This window comes from Microvirga yunnanensis (genome assembly GCF_025460875.1).
On record NZ_JAMXFI010000194.1, the window covers coordinates 1 to 15,268 of the forward strand.

Consider the following 15,268-nt stretch of genomic DNA (forward strand, 5'->3'; position numbering starts at 1 on the left):
CGTGCCTCTGGCCCTGCGGGCCGTGCGGAAGGGCGGCCGCGTCGTCTGCGGCGGCATCCACATGAGCGATATCCCGCAGTTCCCCTACAGGTTGCTCTGGGAGGAGCGGCGGATCGTGTCCGTCGCCAACCTGACCCGTCAGGATGCCGTCGACTTCCTGGCGATCGCTCCAGAGGCCGGGGTCAGGACGCGGACGGTCGGGTGCGCAATTCAGAGATGGGCCGCGTTCATCCTCTGGCACTGGGGTTCAGGCGAGGCGCTGGGATACCGGCATGCCAAGGTGGGTCATGACGTTGATAACCTTGCAAGCGGCCGCGGCCTCAGTCTTTTGCGTTGGCAGAGTCTGGGCGTGGAGACGGCGACCGATCAGGGTCTCGTAGCGCATCATCGCCACCTCGCTCAACGACCGCCGGCCGTAGTTCACCGCTTTCTGCCAGCCGCGCCGACCCCGCTCCTGGATCATCTGGAGATGCTGGTCCCGCTGGGTGGGCGCCGTCTCGGCCGTGTCGCTCGGCACTGCAGTTGATCGCGGTGGGATGATAACGGCGGCGGCAGGATCGCGCTGCGCAATGACGCGGTAAACGGGATCGCCATCGTACGCGTTATCAGCCGCGACCGAAGCAATCGGGTCCGAGATCTGATCCAGCAAAGGCCCAGCCAGCGAGGCGTCGCCGTGTGCAGTTGTGGTCAGTTCCGACGCGAGGATCTCACCGGAATCGGGATCAACGGCGAGGTGGAGCTTGCGCCAGGTCCGGCGCCCTTGGCCACCACGCTTCTCACGCTGCCATTCGCCGGCACCAGATCGGGAACCGTAAGCTCCAAGCCGAGCAGGCGCATGATCGAGGCCAGCATGCCTTCGGTCTGGTGCCACGGCCGGCCAAACGCCAGCCGCAGCGTCAAGCTGGTCTCAATCGCAATCGCTGAATATTGCTGTGGTCGGCGGCGCCTGCCATTGCGAGGCGGCGGGTGTGACCAACACCTTCAGATCGCCCCGCCGGCGTAGCGCCGCATCGTAGGAATACCAATTCTTCACGCGGTAGCAGGCCTTTGGGATCCTGTGGCGGCACTTTTCATTGACCTTGTAAGGCATACAGCTCTCAGCTTCGGCGGATCGCTCCTATACCTCACTGTCGGCCCGGCGCGTCACTCCGGACGGACTTATGCACCAACATCCTTCTGTCACCCTCTCTCGAACACCAAGCGCGTCTACGGCATGTACTGGCCTCCATTCACCTCCATCACCTGCCCCGTGACGTAGCCGCTGAGCTTGTCGGAAGCGAGATAGAGAAAGGCGCCGACGCAATCGTCCGGCGTGCCGAGGCGATCCATGGGAATGGTGGCCTGCATGGCGGTAAGCTGCTCCGGGGTCGAATAGCGTTCGTGGAACGGAGTCATGATGACGCCGGGCGAAACCGCGTTGACCCGGATGCCGTCCTTGACCAGTTCCTTGGCCCAGCCCCGCGTGGCCACCGAGATGAAGCCCTTGGCTGCGGCATAGATGACCGATCCCGGCCCGCCGCCGTGGCGCGCGGCGATCGACGACACATTGATGATGGAACCGCCGCCCTGCGCCCGCATATGCGAAATGCCCTCACGGACGAAGCGTACGACCTGCTCCACATTCAGGGCAAGCACGGCATCGACATACTCGTCCGTGTAATCCTTGATTGGCGTCCGCTTGACGAGGCCGCCGGCGTTGTTGACGAGTACATCAAGGCGATCGAGTTTGGAAGGAAGGCAGTAGACAGCGCTGTTCATCACTCCTCAGGAAAGGGCCTGGAGATCGGCGTCGACGGCAATCGCCTGCCCCGAGATCGTGCGTCCGAGCGGCGAGCATAGGAAGACGATCTGATCGGCAAGCTGCTGCGCCGTCACGTATTCCTTCAGAGACGTGCTCGCGAGCGCCCGGCGCTCAATCTCATCGAACGATACGCCAAGTTGCTGGGCTTTGGCTTCGAGCACACGGCGCTGGCGGTCGCCGGCGACGACGCCGGGCAGGATCGCGTTCACGCGGATGCCGTCCTCACCGAGTTCCCGTGACAGCGATTTCGTAAACCCGATCACGGCCCATTTGGCAGCAGCGTACGGGGAGCGCAGGGGAAAGCCGAAACGGCCTGCGGCGGAGGACAAGTTCACGATCGAGGCGTTCTGGCTTTGCCTCAGGTAGGGCACGGCAAGACGCGTGCAGTTGAACTGCCCGGTAATGCAGACCTCAAGGCAGCGATCCCAATCCTCCGGGTTGATCTCCTCAACCCGCGCGGTCGGTCCCGCGATACCGGCATTGTTGACGAGGACATCCAGTCCCCCGAGAACTCCCAGCGTCTCCTCGAAAACCCGGGCGACATCAGCACGATCCGCCACATCGCCATAGGAGGACGTCAGGTCAGGATCACTCGCGGTCGCCTCCCGGAGAGCGGCGCGGTCCACGTCGCAGATATGCACGCGCGCACCCTCGCGGTGGAAGGCACGGGCAATCTCAAGGCCGATGCCAGCAGCGCCAGCCGTCACCAGCACACGCAACCCGGCGATATTGAGGTCCATCTTCGTCGTCTCCATCCCTGAAGCGGGCCCCCAGCACTCGGCGCCCGATCGTCTTGTGATGTTCGAGAGCTGGGGCGCCGGCCTACTCCAGCAGACGTCCGGTGCTCTCGATGAAACAGGCCGCGCCTTCGATGTCGTCGACGAGCGCCTGGCGTGCGGCGGCTCCGTCACCAGCCTTCACCGCAGCGACGAGACGACGGTGATGTTCGGCTGCGCCGCCCGTTCGCAACCGTTCGGGCGAGGCCTTGAGGTCGAAATTCAGAACTGGCCCGATTTTTAGCCAGAGCCCCTCGATGATCCCCACCAGAGTCGGCAGACGGGTCGCCTCGTAGACGGCGAAGTGGAGCTCCTTATTGGCCCGGACGGCCCGATCTGCATGAGGATCGGAGCTTCGGGCCTCAGCGAGGAACGCCTCTTCGAACTGCCGCATGGCGGCGAGGTCGGATTCCGCACGGCTTCTGGCTGCCTGCTCCGCCGCGAAGCCCTCGACCGCGAGTCTCACGATCGTCAGTTCCCGGAAACGTGCAAGGTTCATCAGCGGCACGCGCACCGCACGGTTCGGCAGCACCTCCAGGGATTGGTCGGCGACAAGCCGCGAGACTGCCTCCCGCACCGGCATCATCGAGACGCCGAGAGTCTCGGCGACGCTACGCAGGGACATCTTCTGCCCGGGGGCGAGTTCACCGCTCATCAGCAGCTCACGTAGCTCGGTATGGACGCGTTCGCCGAGGGTAACACGTTCCAGCCGGCCGATCTGGGCGATGGCCGATGGCGTCTTGGTGGGGCGGGGGCTCGACAAGTTGCTCATTTTCCGACAGTCTAACTGTGATCACAGATCGCGGCAAGTAACGCGACAGCATCATGGGAGGAAGGAAACGGCCATGGCACATTCTGATGACTTGACCCGTCGTATGCTCCTGAAGGGAGCGGCTGGCGCGACTGCGCTTGCAGGCCTCGGGATGCCTGCAATCGTAAAGGCGCAATCTGATGTGATCCGGATCGGACACCTCACGCCTGTAACCGGTTTCCTGGGACCGCTCGGCGAGTTCGCCCAGATGGGCGTCAAGCTCGCCGCAGAGGAAATCAACGCCGCCGGTGGCGTCCTCGGCCGCAAGGTCGAGCTCGTGATCGAGGATTCGGTGAACCCGCAGACTGCCTCTGCCAAAGCCGAGCGCCTGATCGAGCGCGACAAGGTCGCGATGATCATCGGCGAAATCTCTTCCGCCTCGGCTCTGGCCATTGGTCAGGTGGCCAACAGGACCAAGACGGTGTTCATCAACACCGGCGCCAATTCCGACGCCCTGCGCGGTGCGAGCTGCAATCCTTTCATGTTCCACATCGAGGCTGCCAACTCGATGATGGTCACGGCAGTCGGCACGTACCTGAAGACCGAGAACATGATCAAGGGCAAGAAGTGGTACTCCCTCACGGCGGATTATGCCTTCGGCCACGATCTCTTCCGGGTCGCCAAGAAATTCGTGACGGAGAACGGCGGCGAATTCATCGGCGAGGAACTCGTCCCCACCGACGCGACCGACTTCAGCCCCTACCTCCTCAAGATCCGGCAGGCCCAGCCGGATATCGTCGCCTCGAATCTTGCCGGCAATCAGATCACGAACTTCATCAAGCAGTATGCCGAGTACGGTCTCCAGTTCCCGATCACCGGCTTCGGCTTCGACACGGCCGTGGCCTGGGGCGCTGGCAAGGGGAATTTCTCTGGCATCTGGCCGCTGATTTGGCACCACATGGTCGATACGCCATCGTCGAAGAAGTTCGTTGAGACCTTCACCAAGAAATACGGCAAACCGCCTGAGAACCAGTGCTGGGGCGACTACAACTCCCTCAAGATCGTCGCGCAGTCCTTTACCGAGATGAAAACGGCCGACCCGCAAAAGCTCGCCGAGCACCTGCGAAAAGGCGCGAAGTTTGACATTCTGAAGGGCCGTGAAGGCTATTTCCGGGCCTACGACAACCAGATGGTCCAGGAGATGTATGCCGTTCGTGCAAAGGATGCGGACAAGATGAAGGACCAGTGGGATATCTATGACCCGCTGGGCTCCGTCCCTGGCCTGAACGAGGATCTTGAGGTTCTGGCACCCCCGAAGGACGGAACCTGCAAGATGCAGGCGTGACGCCTCAATCATTGGTCAGGCCGGACGGTTGACCGCCGATCCGGCCGCCAGAAACACGACATTCTGTTTCCCCTCAGTTCCGGCTCCTCGCGGGAGGACGCCTCCAATGACTGGAAAGGGAGTCTCGCGTGGCGTTGGTCTTTCTTCTTGAGCAGGTGCTGAATGGCCTTTTGGTGGGTGCTTACTATCTGCTGATCGCCCTTGGCCTGTCGCTGATCTTCTCGCTGGGCGGAATCGTGAATCTTTCCCACGGCGCGTTCTATGCGGTCGGTGCCTATCTTGCCGTCACGCTGACATCCTGGATTGGATTTGCCGGCGCATTCGTTGCATCTCCCTTGCTCGTCGCGCTCTTGGGCGTCGTCATCGAGCGCCTGCTATTTCGAAGGTTCTACCGCGCCGATCCCATTCTCAGCCTGCTTTTGACCTTTGGGCTTGCCATGATCATCGAGCAGAGCCTGCGGATCATTTTCGGGGCGTCCCCCCTGCCCTTTTCCATCCCGACGGCTCTCCGGGGACAGGTCTTCCTCGGCAGCTTCATCTATCCGCGCTACCGCCTGATCATCTTCGGGGTAGCCCTCGCCGCTGTCCTCGCGACCTGGTTCCTGGTTTATCGCACCGCCTTTGGCCGTGTGGTCCGAGCCGGAGTACAAAACCCGGATATGGTGGGAGCGCTCGGCATCTCACTTCAGCCGTACATGACAGCCGTCGCCGCGCTTGGCATCGGACTCGCAGGTCTCGCCGGGGTCCTGCTGGCACCAATATCGGGAGTGCACCCCGCTATGGGAGCGGAGATTCTGACAGCCGCCTTCGTGGTGGTGGTCATCGGTGGGCTAGGGTCATTTTGGGGCGTGATCGCCGCCGCTGCACTCGTAGGCGTAGTGCGCGGCCTCACGATCTACTTCTTCCCACCCGCCGGTGAAGCCTCGATGTACCTGCTGATGGCTCTCGTGCTGCTTTTGCGGCCGCGGGGGCTGCTCGGCGAACGCATCCAGAAATTCGAGTAGATCGATGCGTACGAATTACTGGCCCTTCCTCATTGCAGCGGCAGCGCTCATTCTGCTGCCCTTCATCCTCGACCCCATCGGCCTGCCGCTTCGCTCGTCGATCGACGTGGTCGTATTCGCCATCGCCTGCCTCGGCCTGAACGTTCTGGTCGGCTACACCGGTCTCATCTCCTTCGGGCACGGCGTCTGGTTCGGGCTTGGGGCTTACGCGGCGGCCTTGAGCCAGCTCCACTGGTTTCCGGAGGGCATCGTTCTTCCGGCTCTCTTCGCCATCGTCTTCATCGCTGGAGCGTCGTCTCTCCTTGGTGCGCTCATCCTGCGGCGCCGGGGCGTCTACTTCTCCCTGCTGACGCTGGCATTGGCGGCCATGCTCTTTGCAGTCGCTTACCGCTGGACCGCGTTGACAGGTGGAGAAAGCGGGCTCGGCGGCGTCGTTCGCACCCGCGCGATTGGCCTCAATCTGAGTTCGGACTGGACCTACTACTGGTTCGTGGCGGCGGTGGCATTTGCCGTCTGCTTTGCCTTGCTGCGCTTCCACAGCTCGCCCGCAGGAAGCGTGCTGGTGGCGATCCGGGAGAACGAGCAACGCGCCCGCTTTCTCGGCTATCCAACCAATCGCTACAAACTCCTCGGATTTGTTGTGTCCGCCACGGTAGTGGGGATTGCAGGTATCCTTTCGGTCTTCAACCATCGCTTCGCCTCAGCCGAGCCGCTCTCGGTTGCATTCTCAGGTGAGTTGATCGCGATGGTGGTGATCGGAGGAATGCGCAGTTTTCTCGGGCCAGCCCTGGGAGCGCTCTTCTACATTCTGTTCCGCGAGTTCCTGTCAATCTGGACCCCGCACTGGCTGCTCTATTTTGGCATCCTCTTCGTCGGGTTCATCGTTCTCTCGCCAACGGGGCTGGTGGGAGTCGCACAACGGATAACCGCTCCGTTCCGGGCCAAGGTTAGGGAAGAAGCCGCCATGGCAGGCCGCATCCTGACCGACGAGCCGCTGCCCCCATTTCTCAAGCCGGCCGGCCATGTGGAGGGCGTCATTCTCGAAGCTCGCGGCATTACAAAGAGCTTTGGTGCGCTCAAGGCCGTCCAGTCAGTTAACATCGCCGTGCGCGACCGCAGCCTCCATGCCCTGATCGGCCCCAATGGCGCCGGAAAGACAACAGCCTTCAATCTGATTTCCGGGTACTACACGCCTGACGAAGGCGACGTCCTCCTCCAAGGCCGGTCCGTCGCCGGACTTTCCCCTGAAGCGATCACACACGCTGGCATCGGACGCTCGTTCCAGATCACGAGCCTCTTCCCGGCCCTGACTGTCGAAGAGAATGTCCGCCTTGCCTTACAGGCCCGCCACCCGCAGCGTTTCAATCCGTGGGTGGCCGCGCGATCAATCAAGCAGATCGAAGCCGAGACCTCAGCGGTCATCCGCTATCTCGGAGTTGCCGGCATCGAGAAGGCCGAGGCGGGCGCCCTCTCTTATGGCGGGCAGCGCCTCCTAGACATGGGCCTGGCGCTTGCCACGAAACCGAGGGTGCTGCTGCTTGACGAGCCGCTCGCCGGTCTAGCCGCCGCTGAGCGCCAGCGCATAGGCGACATCATCAAGCGGATTTCCACGGACATTCCGATGCTGCTCGTCGAGCACGACATCGATCGCGTGTTCCAGATCGCCGATGCCGTTACGGTGATGAATGCGGGTCAGGTGCTGGTTGACGGGACGGTGGAGGATGCCCGCTCCAGCCCGAAAGTCCAAGAAATCTACATAGGCTCCGGCGCGGCGACCATCGCGGCGAAGCCTCGGCAGAGCGCCGTCGAAGCGGCGACCCTGATCGCCGTAGAGAAGGTCAACACGTTCTACGGCAAGAGCCATGTTCTGACGGACGTGTCCCTTGACGTGCGCCAACATGAGATCTTGGCTCTGTTGGGCCGCAACGGCGCCGGCAAGTCGACCCTGCTCAAAACGCTCATCGGCATTGCACCGCCCGGTTCAGGCTCGATCAGGCTTGACGGCCAAGAGATCGCCGGCCGTCCGTCTTCTGAGATCGCGCGTCTGGGAATTGGCTATGTGCCGCAGGGGCGCGGCCTCTTTGCCGGAATGACTGTGGCTCAGAATCTTGAGCTCGGGCGGCTCAAGCGCGAGACAGGCCATGGCGCCCGGTGGGATCTAGACAGGATCTTCGAGTACTTTCCGCGCATCCGTGAGAGGCTCGAAACCCCGGCGGATTTTCTCTCCGGCGGCGAGCAGCAGATGGTAGCGGTCGCACGCGCCCTCTCGGGCGACGTGAAGGTGCTGCTCCTGGACGAGCCCTTCGAAGGGCTTGCTCCGACCATCATCGAGCAACTATTCGAGAGTTTCGACAAGCTCCGCCATGAAGTTTCGATCATCATTGTCGACCATCACTTGGACCTCGCACTCGCTCTGTCCGACCGGACGGTCGCCCTTGAGCGTGGGCGGGTGATCCATACAGGTCCATCGAAGGATTTGCGAGACGATCTTGCGCTCCGCCGCAAGGTCCTATGGCTGTAAGCCATGAGGGAGATCAAAGAATGCCGAGTGCTGCAATCATTGGCGCCGGGCTGATAGGCCGATCTTGGGCAATCGTCTTTGCTCGGGCGGGCTGGGAGGTGCGCATCACCGACCCGAACCCCGAGACGCTTGAGAAGGCCCCTGGCCTCGTCCGCGAGGGATTAGAGGAGCTCGCAAGGCATGGCCTCGTTGCCAATCCTGAAAATGCGTCAGCTCACGTTGTCGCCGTATCCTCGCTCGCTGAGGCTGTGACCGGAGCCGACCTCGTTCAGGAGAATGGCCCCGAGATCGCCGAGACCAAACGGCTCATCTTCACGGAGCTGGACCGGCTCGCGCCACCAGACTGCATTCTTGCCTCTTCGACCTCCGCGATTGTTGCGTCCCACTTCACCGAAGGACTGTCGGGCCGGGCCCGCTGCCTCGTAGCCCATCCCGTCAACCCACCCCATCTCGTGCCAGTCGTCGAGCTGTGTGGAGCTCCCTGGACTGCGCCCGAGACAGTCTCTCGGGCGCGAACAATCTATGAGAGTGTCGAGCAGGTGCCCATTGTCGTAAACCACGAGGTCGAGGGGTTCGTCCTGAACCGGCTCCAGGGTGCGCTCTTGGCAGAGGCATTCCGGCTCGTCGGAGAGGGCGTAGTGAGCCCGCAGGATCTTGATAAGACGGTCAAGGACGGTCTCGGTTTGCGCTGGTCCTTCCTTGGCCCCTTTGGAACCATCGAGCTCAACGCACCCGGTGGCATCGTTGATTACTGTGACCGCTATACAGGCTTCTACCGGCGTCTCTCGGAAGATGCCGCAAGGCCTCATGTCTGGGACAAGGAGAATGTGAGCCGCATACTGGAGACCTGGGGCGAAGCGCCTGGACCCGATGAGCTCGCACGGCGCTCTGCTTGGCGGGATAAACGCTTGGCTGCGTTGAAGGCCCACAAGAAATCGCAACCAGATCAGTGATCTCCCGAGAGGAACCAAGCCCATGGCCCGCAAAGTCATCATAACATGCGCCGTGACCGGCGCGATCCATACGCCCTCAATGTCTCCTCATCTGCCGATTACGCCTGAGGAGATCGCCGAGGCCGCGATCAGCGCCGCGGAAGCTGGGGCCGCGATCGTGCATCTTCACGCGCGTGACCCAAAGAACGGCAAGCCTAATCAGTCGCCGGAAGCATTCGCCCCCTTCCTGCAGGTTGTGAAGCAGCGTAGCAACTGCGTCATCAACATCACGACAGGTGGCGCACCGACAATGCTGGTGGAGGAGCGGGTTCGCCCTGCGGCTTATTACAAACCCGAAGTTGCATCCCTCAATATGGGCTCAATGAATTTCGGGCTCTACCCGATGCTGAACCGGTTCAAAGATTTCAAGTACGATTGGGAGGAGCAATATCTCGAAGGATCGCGTGACCGCATTTTCCGCAATACCTTCGCTGATATCGAACACATCCTGACGACCTGCGCCGAGAACGGCACCCGTTTCGAGATCGAGTGCTACGATATCGGCCACCTCTACACTCTCGCCCACTTCGTGGACCGAGGTCTCATCAATCCGCCTCTCTTCGTCCAAAGCGTCTTCGGTCTTCTGGGTGGCATTGGTCCGCACCCGGAGGACGTAGCCCACATGAAGCGCACGGCCGATCGGTTGTTTGGGAACAATTACCAATGGTCGGTCCTTGGGGCGGGTAAGAACCAGCTTCCCATTGCAGCCCAAGCGGCTGCCATGGGAGGCAATGTCCGCGTCGGTCTGGAAGACTCCCTCTGGATTGGTCCTGGCAAGCTTGCGGAATCGAATGCGCAGCAGGTAAACATGGCGCGCCAGATTATCGAGGGACTTGGACTGGAAATCGCCACTCCTGACGATGCGCGCAACATGCTGTCGCTCAAAGGAGGTGACCGCGTCAATTTCTAGCGCACCAGGCCTGCTTGGATAATCGATCCGGGGCAGTATTCCAGTTCTTGCTAGGAGAGGCCTGTCAAATACCGGCGTCTCCGGCATCTGCGCTCCTCTGGCCTCGTTCCCAACGCGCAGCCGGTCAGGCCCGGCAATCCGGCTCTATCCCTGACTGGTCCGCTTCCGCAGTTCAGCAATCTGCCGGACATAGGGTGCGCGGCGCTCGACGTGCCTCTGGCGCACCGTGTCCACGATCATTGCTCTGAGGTTGGGCTCGGCCGTCACCCGGATCCGGGCCAACTCGAACTCATACTCGCCATCGATGTTGGCCAGTGTCGTGGACAAGATAGAAATAAGTTCAGTGACGCGATTATCGTTCGCAGCCTTGTCCATGGGCTTGTGTCCCTCCCTGACCTGTTCTTGAGGCTTGTCTAGCAAACTTGATAGCGTCCCTGACCGGATCGTCTTCAGGCGAACCCATCGCGGAAAGGGTCTAGGTTTCGGGGGTGGCCGTGCATCCGCGCCACCCCCTAGGTCGTTCCTCGATTGATTTGGCGTCTCGCCGCCTCTCTGGGCGGCTCTCTCCCTAAACCGCAGGCGCCGTCGCTGCCTGCCATTAACCTAAGTTAACTTCTGGCCCTCACGGGCACCAGTCGGGGATTCCCTACGGATTGTTCCGTAGGGCCCAGGAAGCACCTGCCGCACCATCGGCGTGCTGAGCAGTTCAGGCGGAATTGGTCCAGTGAATGACCCCACCTGCCTACCCCGCTGACTGATGCGAACTCAGGTTGAGCCTCGGGTGACAGAGACCGAATGAATACGATCCTAGCAGGGGAAGGCCGGCGCTCAGCCGGAAGAACTCTCGAAGGGGGTACGTAAAGATCCGTCGTAACCCTACCCACCCCTCGGCACTTGTTAATCCAAGTTAATGTCGGCATCTCTTGGGCCTGGAAGCAAGAACAACAAGAGGAAACGATGCCCGATAGGCCCTACCAGAACTATCGCATGTACTCGGCGAGCCTCGATGCCATGATGAGAGAAGTTCTCCATACGCTAGGTGACATTGACTTTGCGGTTGAGGTCGAATTGGAAAACGTTGAAGCGAGTGCTCGCGATCCAAAGCTCAGAGAGCACATCAAGAGCAAGATCAAAGCCGCTCATGGGGAGAGGCGCCAGCCGTATGTGGATCTGCTGGAAACGCTGCGGCGGCAACAGCACCGCCAGTCCTTCGCTGCCTAGCGCATCGGAAGGGCGGACCAGGCGGCAATGTAAGCGCAGCCAACGCGTGCGGATACCCCTGTCTTTGGCACAGACGTGCTTGTGAGCATCATTCACCCATCAAACCGGAAGGAAAATAATGATCCAGGTTCGTGTAGAGCTGGGCTCCCTCGTCAGAGCCTGCGAGGCCGCAGCCCAGACGCACATTGAGTATGCGCGGCACGCCCATACCGAGTTCCAGCGTTCGTTCCATGAGCGGCGCGCTGCCGAGGCGCTCCAGAGAGCTCGCAAATATCGGCAGGAGCTGCAACAACTCTCCCATGCGAGCTGACGAGGCCACATGCATCGTGACCGTGCAGGCCGAGAAATCCGCCGAGCGGCCTGAGCTTCTCTGGTTCCAATAAGAGCGCTCTCGACTCACCAGCCGGGAGCGTAGACGTTATGAGAGTCCAGAAACCAAACGCTAGGTTTTCGATATCTCATCTGCCGTCTGCTGCCGGTTGAGAGGTTTTTGGATTTGCACCTGCGCCGCAGCAGGGTTGCAGCGTCTAACGCCCCCGCCTTTGCGGATATGGAGTGCGATCCAATTTTACTCTGCTGCCTCCCAGCCAGGGCTGGGCGTCTGTGGGCAGCCGCCTATAATGCTCACCCAGCACAGGTTTCTTGTCATGACGCCCCTGTACTATCTCCATATTCGAAACGGGGACAAGCTTGAGGTGGATCCGGACGGCACAGAGCTGCCCGATCTCGATGCCGCCTTGGCGGAAGCCGTGAAAGTGGCTCGAGAACTCGTAGACGAAGTGCATGACCTGGGGCGAGATGCGGTCATCGAGGTTGCTGATGGATCTGGGGAAACAATCCTCACTGTTCCATTCTCAGATGCAGTCCGGCCGCATTAGAGATGAGGGTCGTGCCATTTCTTATCACCTGCGTGATCAGCCTTGCCGATCCTGCGGTTTGGGCTGCAAGCCTGCCGCAACAGCAATCTGCACCAACTCTGGAAGGCTTTGAGCACCCAGCCGTTCCATGATGCGGGCCCGGTGCGCCTCCACCGTCCGGGGGCTGAGCCCAAGGTCGCGCGCAATCGTCTTGTTCGTGCCCCCGGCCAGCAGCCCGTCCAGCACCTCCCGCTCGCGCGGCGGCAGCGCCGCAAAGAGCGCCTTCACACGCTCGGTGGCCTGATCCCGCTCGGCTCGCTCGCGAATATTCGCCTGAGCCGCGGCGAGTGCATCGAGAAGCTGATCAGGGTGATAGGGCACATCGAGGAAATCGGCCGCTCCCGCCTTCATCGCCCGGACCCCGACCGCAACATCCCCGCGGGCCTCACCGATCACAATCACCGGCAGGCCCGCACGTCGGGCCTTCAGCTCTCTTGGGACCGTCAGATCGCCCGCTTCCGAATCGCGGATATCGAGCACTACACTGCCGGGCACCAGCACTGGCGCCACCTCCAGGAAGGATTGCGCCGAGGTGAACAGCTTCACCGCGTAGCCGGCCCCTTCGAGCAGGAGGCATAGGTCTCGTCGAGAGGCTTCATCGCTATCCACCACGTAGACTGTCGAGCCATCGTGTTGGGTTATGTCCTTGGCAATACCGGCGATCCGCCGAACCTTCTGATTCTCGTCAATGATCGGGAAACTGGTGGCGTGGATGTGACGCATGCTCCCATCTGGTCGAACAATGCGGTACTCCTGGACGACGGTGTCGCCGCGTAGAACCCGCTCGTTCGTCAGGAGCGCGCGCTCCCGGTCCTCCGGATGGAGGGTTTCGGCCCATTGGTCACGGTGCCGGAACATCTCCGGTGCCCAGCCCCAGACGCGCTCGAAAACAGGGCTAACATATTCCATCTGCAATGTCTCGGCATTCATTATCCAGAGCATGTCGGTCGAGTGCTCGGCGAACTGGCGGAAACGCGCCTCGCTCTCCCGCAGATCCGTTTCAGCCCGGGCGCGGAGGACCGAAGTCCAGGTGCGTTCGGCTACTTCCTGCACCAGCGTCGCTTCATCATCACGCCAATGACGGGGCTCAGCTTGGTGGACGAAGAGTGCCGCAACCAGGCGGCCGTCTCGAATGAGCGGTGCGATGATCGTGGCCCGCTTGTTGGCACGGAGAAACGCGGCGGCAACCTGCTCGTCCGCCGTGCGGGCATCCGTCGAGGCATCGTCGACGCGGACCGTGTGTCCCGCACGCAGCTCGTTCTCAATGAACAGACCGACATCGCTCATGCGGTACTGACCGACAAAGGTGGGAGTTGCTCCTTCAGCCCAGTCGCGCTCGACCGTAAAGGAACTGCCGATCTCGCTCAGCTCGGCATATCCGACCCGACTAGCCCTCAAGTGCCGGCCGAGCAACTCGGCTGCCGTGGCCATGACTCCACGGGCGTCAGGGATTCCGCGCAATCGAGTGCTCAGCTCGACCAGGAACCGGAGCCGCTGCTCACCAAACACGCGCTCGGTGGTCTCATGGATGACGATGAGGACGCCCTCCACGTCGCCGGTCTCGGCCATGACAGGGCTGAACGAGGCATTCCACCAGGTCTCCTCGGGATAACCCTTTCGTTGCACAATCCAGACCGGCACGTCCTGAATGTAAGTTGCTTCGCCGTTTCGTGCCTGCACGACGAGCGGCGCGGCCACATCCCAAATCTCGGTCCAGACCTGTGGCAGGGGCTGCCCAAGTGCCTCTGGCCTGATCCCACGGAGCGGAAGACAGGCGTCATTGTAGAAGGTGATCAACTGCTGTCCCCACAGCAGATAGGTGGGCATCTTGGATCGTAGCATGTTGCTGAGCGTAACGCGGAGTGAAGGGGGCCAAGTCTCAGGAGTTCCAAGCGGCGAGGCTGACCAGTCAAACGCCTGGATGCGGTCTCCCATGGTGCCGCCACCGGTCAGAAACTGCATGCTGCTCAAGCCGCGGACCTCCTGTCTTCACGGTTGATTATGGCAGTCCAAACTTAGCTATATTGCGCTGTCTTTCATGCCCCCGGCGTATAGCTTTGCATCGCTCGACGGGGGAACGGCCTAATCGATGGCACGTTCCGTATTCATACGTCGGAATATCCCGACATGACCGAGCGGATGTATCGGACTATTGCTGCGTTACCGGTACCGCGATTTTTGCCCCTACGGGCCGGATCTTGAAGCGCCTCTGCGATGACGGGCGCTTTCTTTTTGCATTCGCGGGAGGTTCAGGAGATCCGACCTCACACAGCTCACGATCAGGGATCACACGACGTCTGTCGAGGCCATAGGTAAAGCTCCAGCTCCGGAGTGGCAGATTTATCCTCAAGGTCTCTTCTGGGTCAGGTACTGAGATTCTCTGCTTTTTCGGGATGTCCGGTTCGATGAGGATTGCTGCCTTCGAGCTTTGGTCTCAGGCGTGCCCAATCCTGACATTCAACAAGCGAGCAAGTTCAACGTTGGCCCAATAACCCTTTTTAGCGGGCGCAAGCCCATGAGCTTGACTTCCGATCCCATTGTCCCCGCCCCGGGTGGGTGATTTCCTCATCAAGCCACCTTGAAATGGTGACATCGGGAGGAAAATCATGAAACGCCGTCAGTTTCTTTCTGCCGCCGCAACTGGCCTTGCAGCCGGAGCAATAGCCAAGCCCGCCATTGCCCAGGCAATGCCGGAGGTCCGCTGGCGCCTGTCATCCACCTTCCCCAAATCCCTCGACACCCTCTACGGAGCCAGCGAAAGCCTCGCCCGGTATGTATCCGAGGCAACAGACGGCAAGTTCCAGATCCAGCCCTTCGCGGCGGGCGAAATCGTCGGCACATTTCAGGCTTTTGACGCGGTCAGCAACGGCACGGTCGAGATGATCCATGGTCCGGGCTACTACTGGGTCATCTGCCATTGGACCTGGCATTCTCCTGACACCTGTGATCTGGGCAGATGGAGCGGCTGATTGGTGCACGCTCCGGAACCACCGAGCCGATGGAGTGGGGCCTGTGACGAACGCCGCCGTC

13 protein-coding genes and 3 pseudogenes are annotated in these 15,268 nt (G+C 61.3%); 9 read left to right on the plus strand and 7 right to left on the minus strand.

Annotated features, from left to right (window positions below):
* Window positions 1–197: pseudogene (locus tag NF876_RS42335) on the plus strand (alcohol dehydrogenase); the annotation flags it as partial.
* A gap of 50 nt (window positions 198–247) precedes the next feature.
* Here NF876_RS42335 and NF876_RS42340 read toward each other — a convergent pair.
* From NF876_RS42340 to NF876_RS42355, 4 genes and pseudogenes are all read right to left on the minus strand, one after another.
* Window positions 248–1,090 (minus strand): annotated as a pseudogene (locus NF876_RS42340) (IS5 family transposase).
* Between the two features lie 116 nt (window positions 1,091–1,206).
* Window positions 1,207–1,758 (minus strand): SDR family NAD(P)-dependent oxidoreductase, encoded by a 552-nt coding sequence (locus NF876_RS42345; protein WP_262273653.1) that lies wholly within the window; start codon window positions 1,756–1,758, stop codon window positions 1,207–1,209.
* Between the two features lie 6 nt (window positions 1,759–1,764).
* On the minus strand, window positions 1,765–2,541 hold the full coding sequence (locus NF876_RS42350) for an SDR family oxidoreductase (protein ID WP_262273654.1): 777 nt from the start codon (window positions 2,539–2,541) through the stop codon (window positions 1,765–1,767).
* A gap of 82 nt (window positions 2,542–2,623) precedes the next feature.
* Window positions 2,624–3,340: a GntR family transcriptional regulator gene (locus NF876_RS42355; RefSeq protein ID WP_262273655.1), complete on the minus strand. Its 717-nt coding sequence runs from the start codon at window positions 3,338–3,340 to the stop codon at window positions 2,624–2,626.
* Window positions 3,341–3,422: 82 nt separating this feature from the next.
* Between NF876_RS42355 and NF876_RS42360 the strand changes: the two genes are divergently transcribed.
* The 5 genes from NF876_RS42360 to kce all read left to right on the plus strand — a co-directional run bounded on the left by NF876_RS42360 (window position 3,423) and on the right by kce (window position 10,100).
* Entirely contained in the window at window positions 3,423–4,673 is a 1,251-nt protein-coding gene (locus NF876_RS42360; RefSeq protein ID WP_262273656.1) for an ABC transporter substrate-binding protein, read from the plus strand.
* Between the two features lie 128 nt (window positions 4,674–4,801).
* Window positions 4,802–5,677, plus strand: a complete 876-nt coding sequence (locus NF876_RS42365) for a branched-chain amino acid ABC transporter permease (protein ID WP_262273657.1) — start codon at window positions 4,802–4,804, stop codon at window positions 5,675–5,677.
* A 4-nt stretch (window positions 5,678–5,681) separates the two neighbouring features.
* The gene (locus NF876_RS42370; RefSeq protein WP_262273658.1) at window positions 5,682–8,198 is read left to right on the plus strand and encodes a branched-chain amino acid ABC transporter ATP-binding protein/permease; all 2,517 of its coding nucleotides are present in this window, start codon (window positions 5,682–5,684) and stop codon (window positions 8,196–8,198) included.
* 20 nt (window positions 8,199–8,218) lie between these two features.
* Window positions 8,219–9,151: a 3-hydroxyacyl-CoA dehydrogenase gene (locus tag NF876_RS42375; protein WP_262273659.1), complete on the plus strand. Its 933-nt coding sequence runs from the start codon at window positions 8,219–8,221 to the stop codon at window positions 9,149–9,151.
* A 22-nt stretch (window positions 9,152–9,173) separates the two neighbouring features.
* Window positions 9,174–10,100 carry a 3,5-dioxohexanoate:acetyl-CoA acetone transferase gene (kce, locus tag NF876_RS42380; protein ID WP_262273660.1) on the plus strand — a complete coding sequence of 309 codons (927 nt, stop codon included), beginning with the start codon at window positions 9,174–9,176 and terminating at the stop codon, window positions 10,098–10,100.
* A 144-nt stretch (window positions 10,101–10,244) separates the two neighbouring features.
* Here the strand turns inward: kce and NF876_RS42385 are convergent, their stop codons facing one another.
* Complete coding sequence (locus NF876_RS42385) at window positions 10,245–10,475, minus strand: hypothetical protein (protein ID WP_262273661.1); 231 nt, start codon at window positions 10,473–10,475, stop codon at window positions 10,245–10,247.
* A 582-nt stretch (window positions 10,476–11,057) separates the two neighbouring features.
* Between NF876_RS42385 and NF876_RS42390 the strand changes: the two genes are divergently transcribed.
* Entirely contained in the window at window positions 11,058–11,321 is a 264-nt protein-coding gene (locus NF876_RS42390; protein WP_262273662.1) for a hypothetical protein, read from the plus strand.
* Window positions 11,322–11,409: 88 nt separating this feature from the next.
* On the opposite strand, the gene NF876_RS42395 is transcribed toward NF876_RS42390, so the two are convergent.
* Window positions 11,410–11,610, minus strand: a complete 201-nt coding sequence (locus tag NF876_RS42395; RefSeq protein ID WP_262273663.1) for a hypothetical protein — start codon at window positions 11,608–11,610, stop codon at window positions 11,410–11,412.
* A 358-nt stretch (window positions 11,611–11,968) separates the two neighbouring features.
* Here NF876_RS42395 and NF876_RS42400 point away from each other — a divergent pair, with 358 nt between their 5' ends.
* A complete protein-coding gene (locus NF876_RS42400; protein WP_262273664.1) occupies window positions 11,969–12,199 on the plus strand; it encodes a DUF6894 family protein in 231 nt (76 codons plus the stop codon).
* A 36-nt stretch (window positions 12,200–12,235) separates the two neighbouring features.
* Here NF876_RS42400 and NF876_RS42405 read toward each other — a convergent pair whose 3' ends face one another.
* Complete coding sequence (locus NF876_RS42405; RefSeq protein WP_262273665.1) at window positions 12,236–14,200, minus strand: PAS domain S-box protein; 1,965 nt, start codon at window positions 14,198–14,200, stop codon at window positions 12,236–12,238.
* A gap of 644 nt (window positions 14,201–14,844) precedes the next feature.
* Here NF876_RS42405 and NF876_RS42410 point away from each other — a divergent pair.
* A pseudogene (locus NF876_RS42410) lies at window positions 14,845–15,147 on the plus strand (ABC transporter substrate-binding protein); the annotation flags it as partial.
* Between the last annotated feature and the right edge of the window lie 121 nt (window positions 15,148–15,268).

Bases quoted from the DNA above. Each gene is read 5' to 3' on its own strand.
- kce (WP_262273660.1), top strand. From the start codon at position 9,174: ATGGCCCGCAAAGTCATCATAACATGCGCCGTGACCGGCGCGATCCAT.
- NF876_RS42345 (WP_262273653.1), bottom strand. From the start codon at position 1,758: ATGAACAGCGCTGTCTACTGCCTTCCTTCCAAACTCGATCGCCTTGAT.
- NF876_RS42375 (WP_262273659.1), top strand. From the start codon at position 8,219: ATGCCGAGTGCTGCAATCATTGGCGCCGGGCTGATAGGCCGATCTTGG.
- NF876_RS42390 (WP_262273662.1), top strand. From the start codon at position 11,058: ATGCCCGATAGGCCCTACCAGAACTATCGCATGTACTCGGCGAGCCTC.
- NF876_RS42370 (WP_262273658.1), top strand. From the start codon at position 5,682: ATGCGTACGAATTACTGGCCCTTCCTCATTGCAGCGGCAGCGCTCATT.
- NF876_RS42400 (WP_262273664.1), top strand. From the start codon at position 11,969: ATGACGCCCCTGTACTATCTCCATATTCGAAACGGGGACAAGCTTGAG.
- NF876_RS42405 (WP_262273665.1), bottom strand. From the start codon at position 14,200: ATGCAGTTTCTGACCGGTGGCGGCACCATGGGAGACCGCATCCAGGCG.
- NF876_RS42350 (WP_262273654.1), bottom strand. From the start codon at position 2,541: ATGGACCTCAATATCGCCGGGTTGCGTGTGCTGGTGACGGCTGGCGCT.
- NF876_RS42385 (WP_262273661.1), bottom strand. From the start codon at position 10,475: ATGGACAAGGCTGCGAACGATAATCGCGTCACTGAACTTATTTCTATC.
- NF876_RS42360 (WP_262273656.1), top strand. From the start codon at position 3,423: ATGGCACATTCTGATGACTTGACCCGTCGTATGCTCCTGAAGGGAGCG.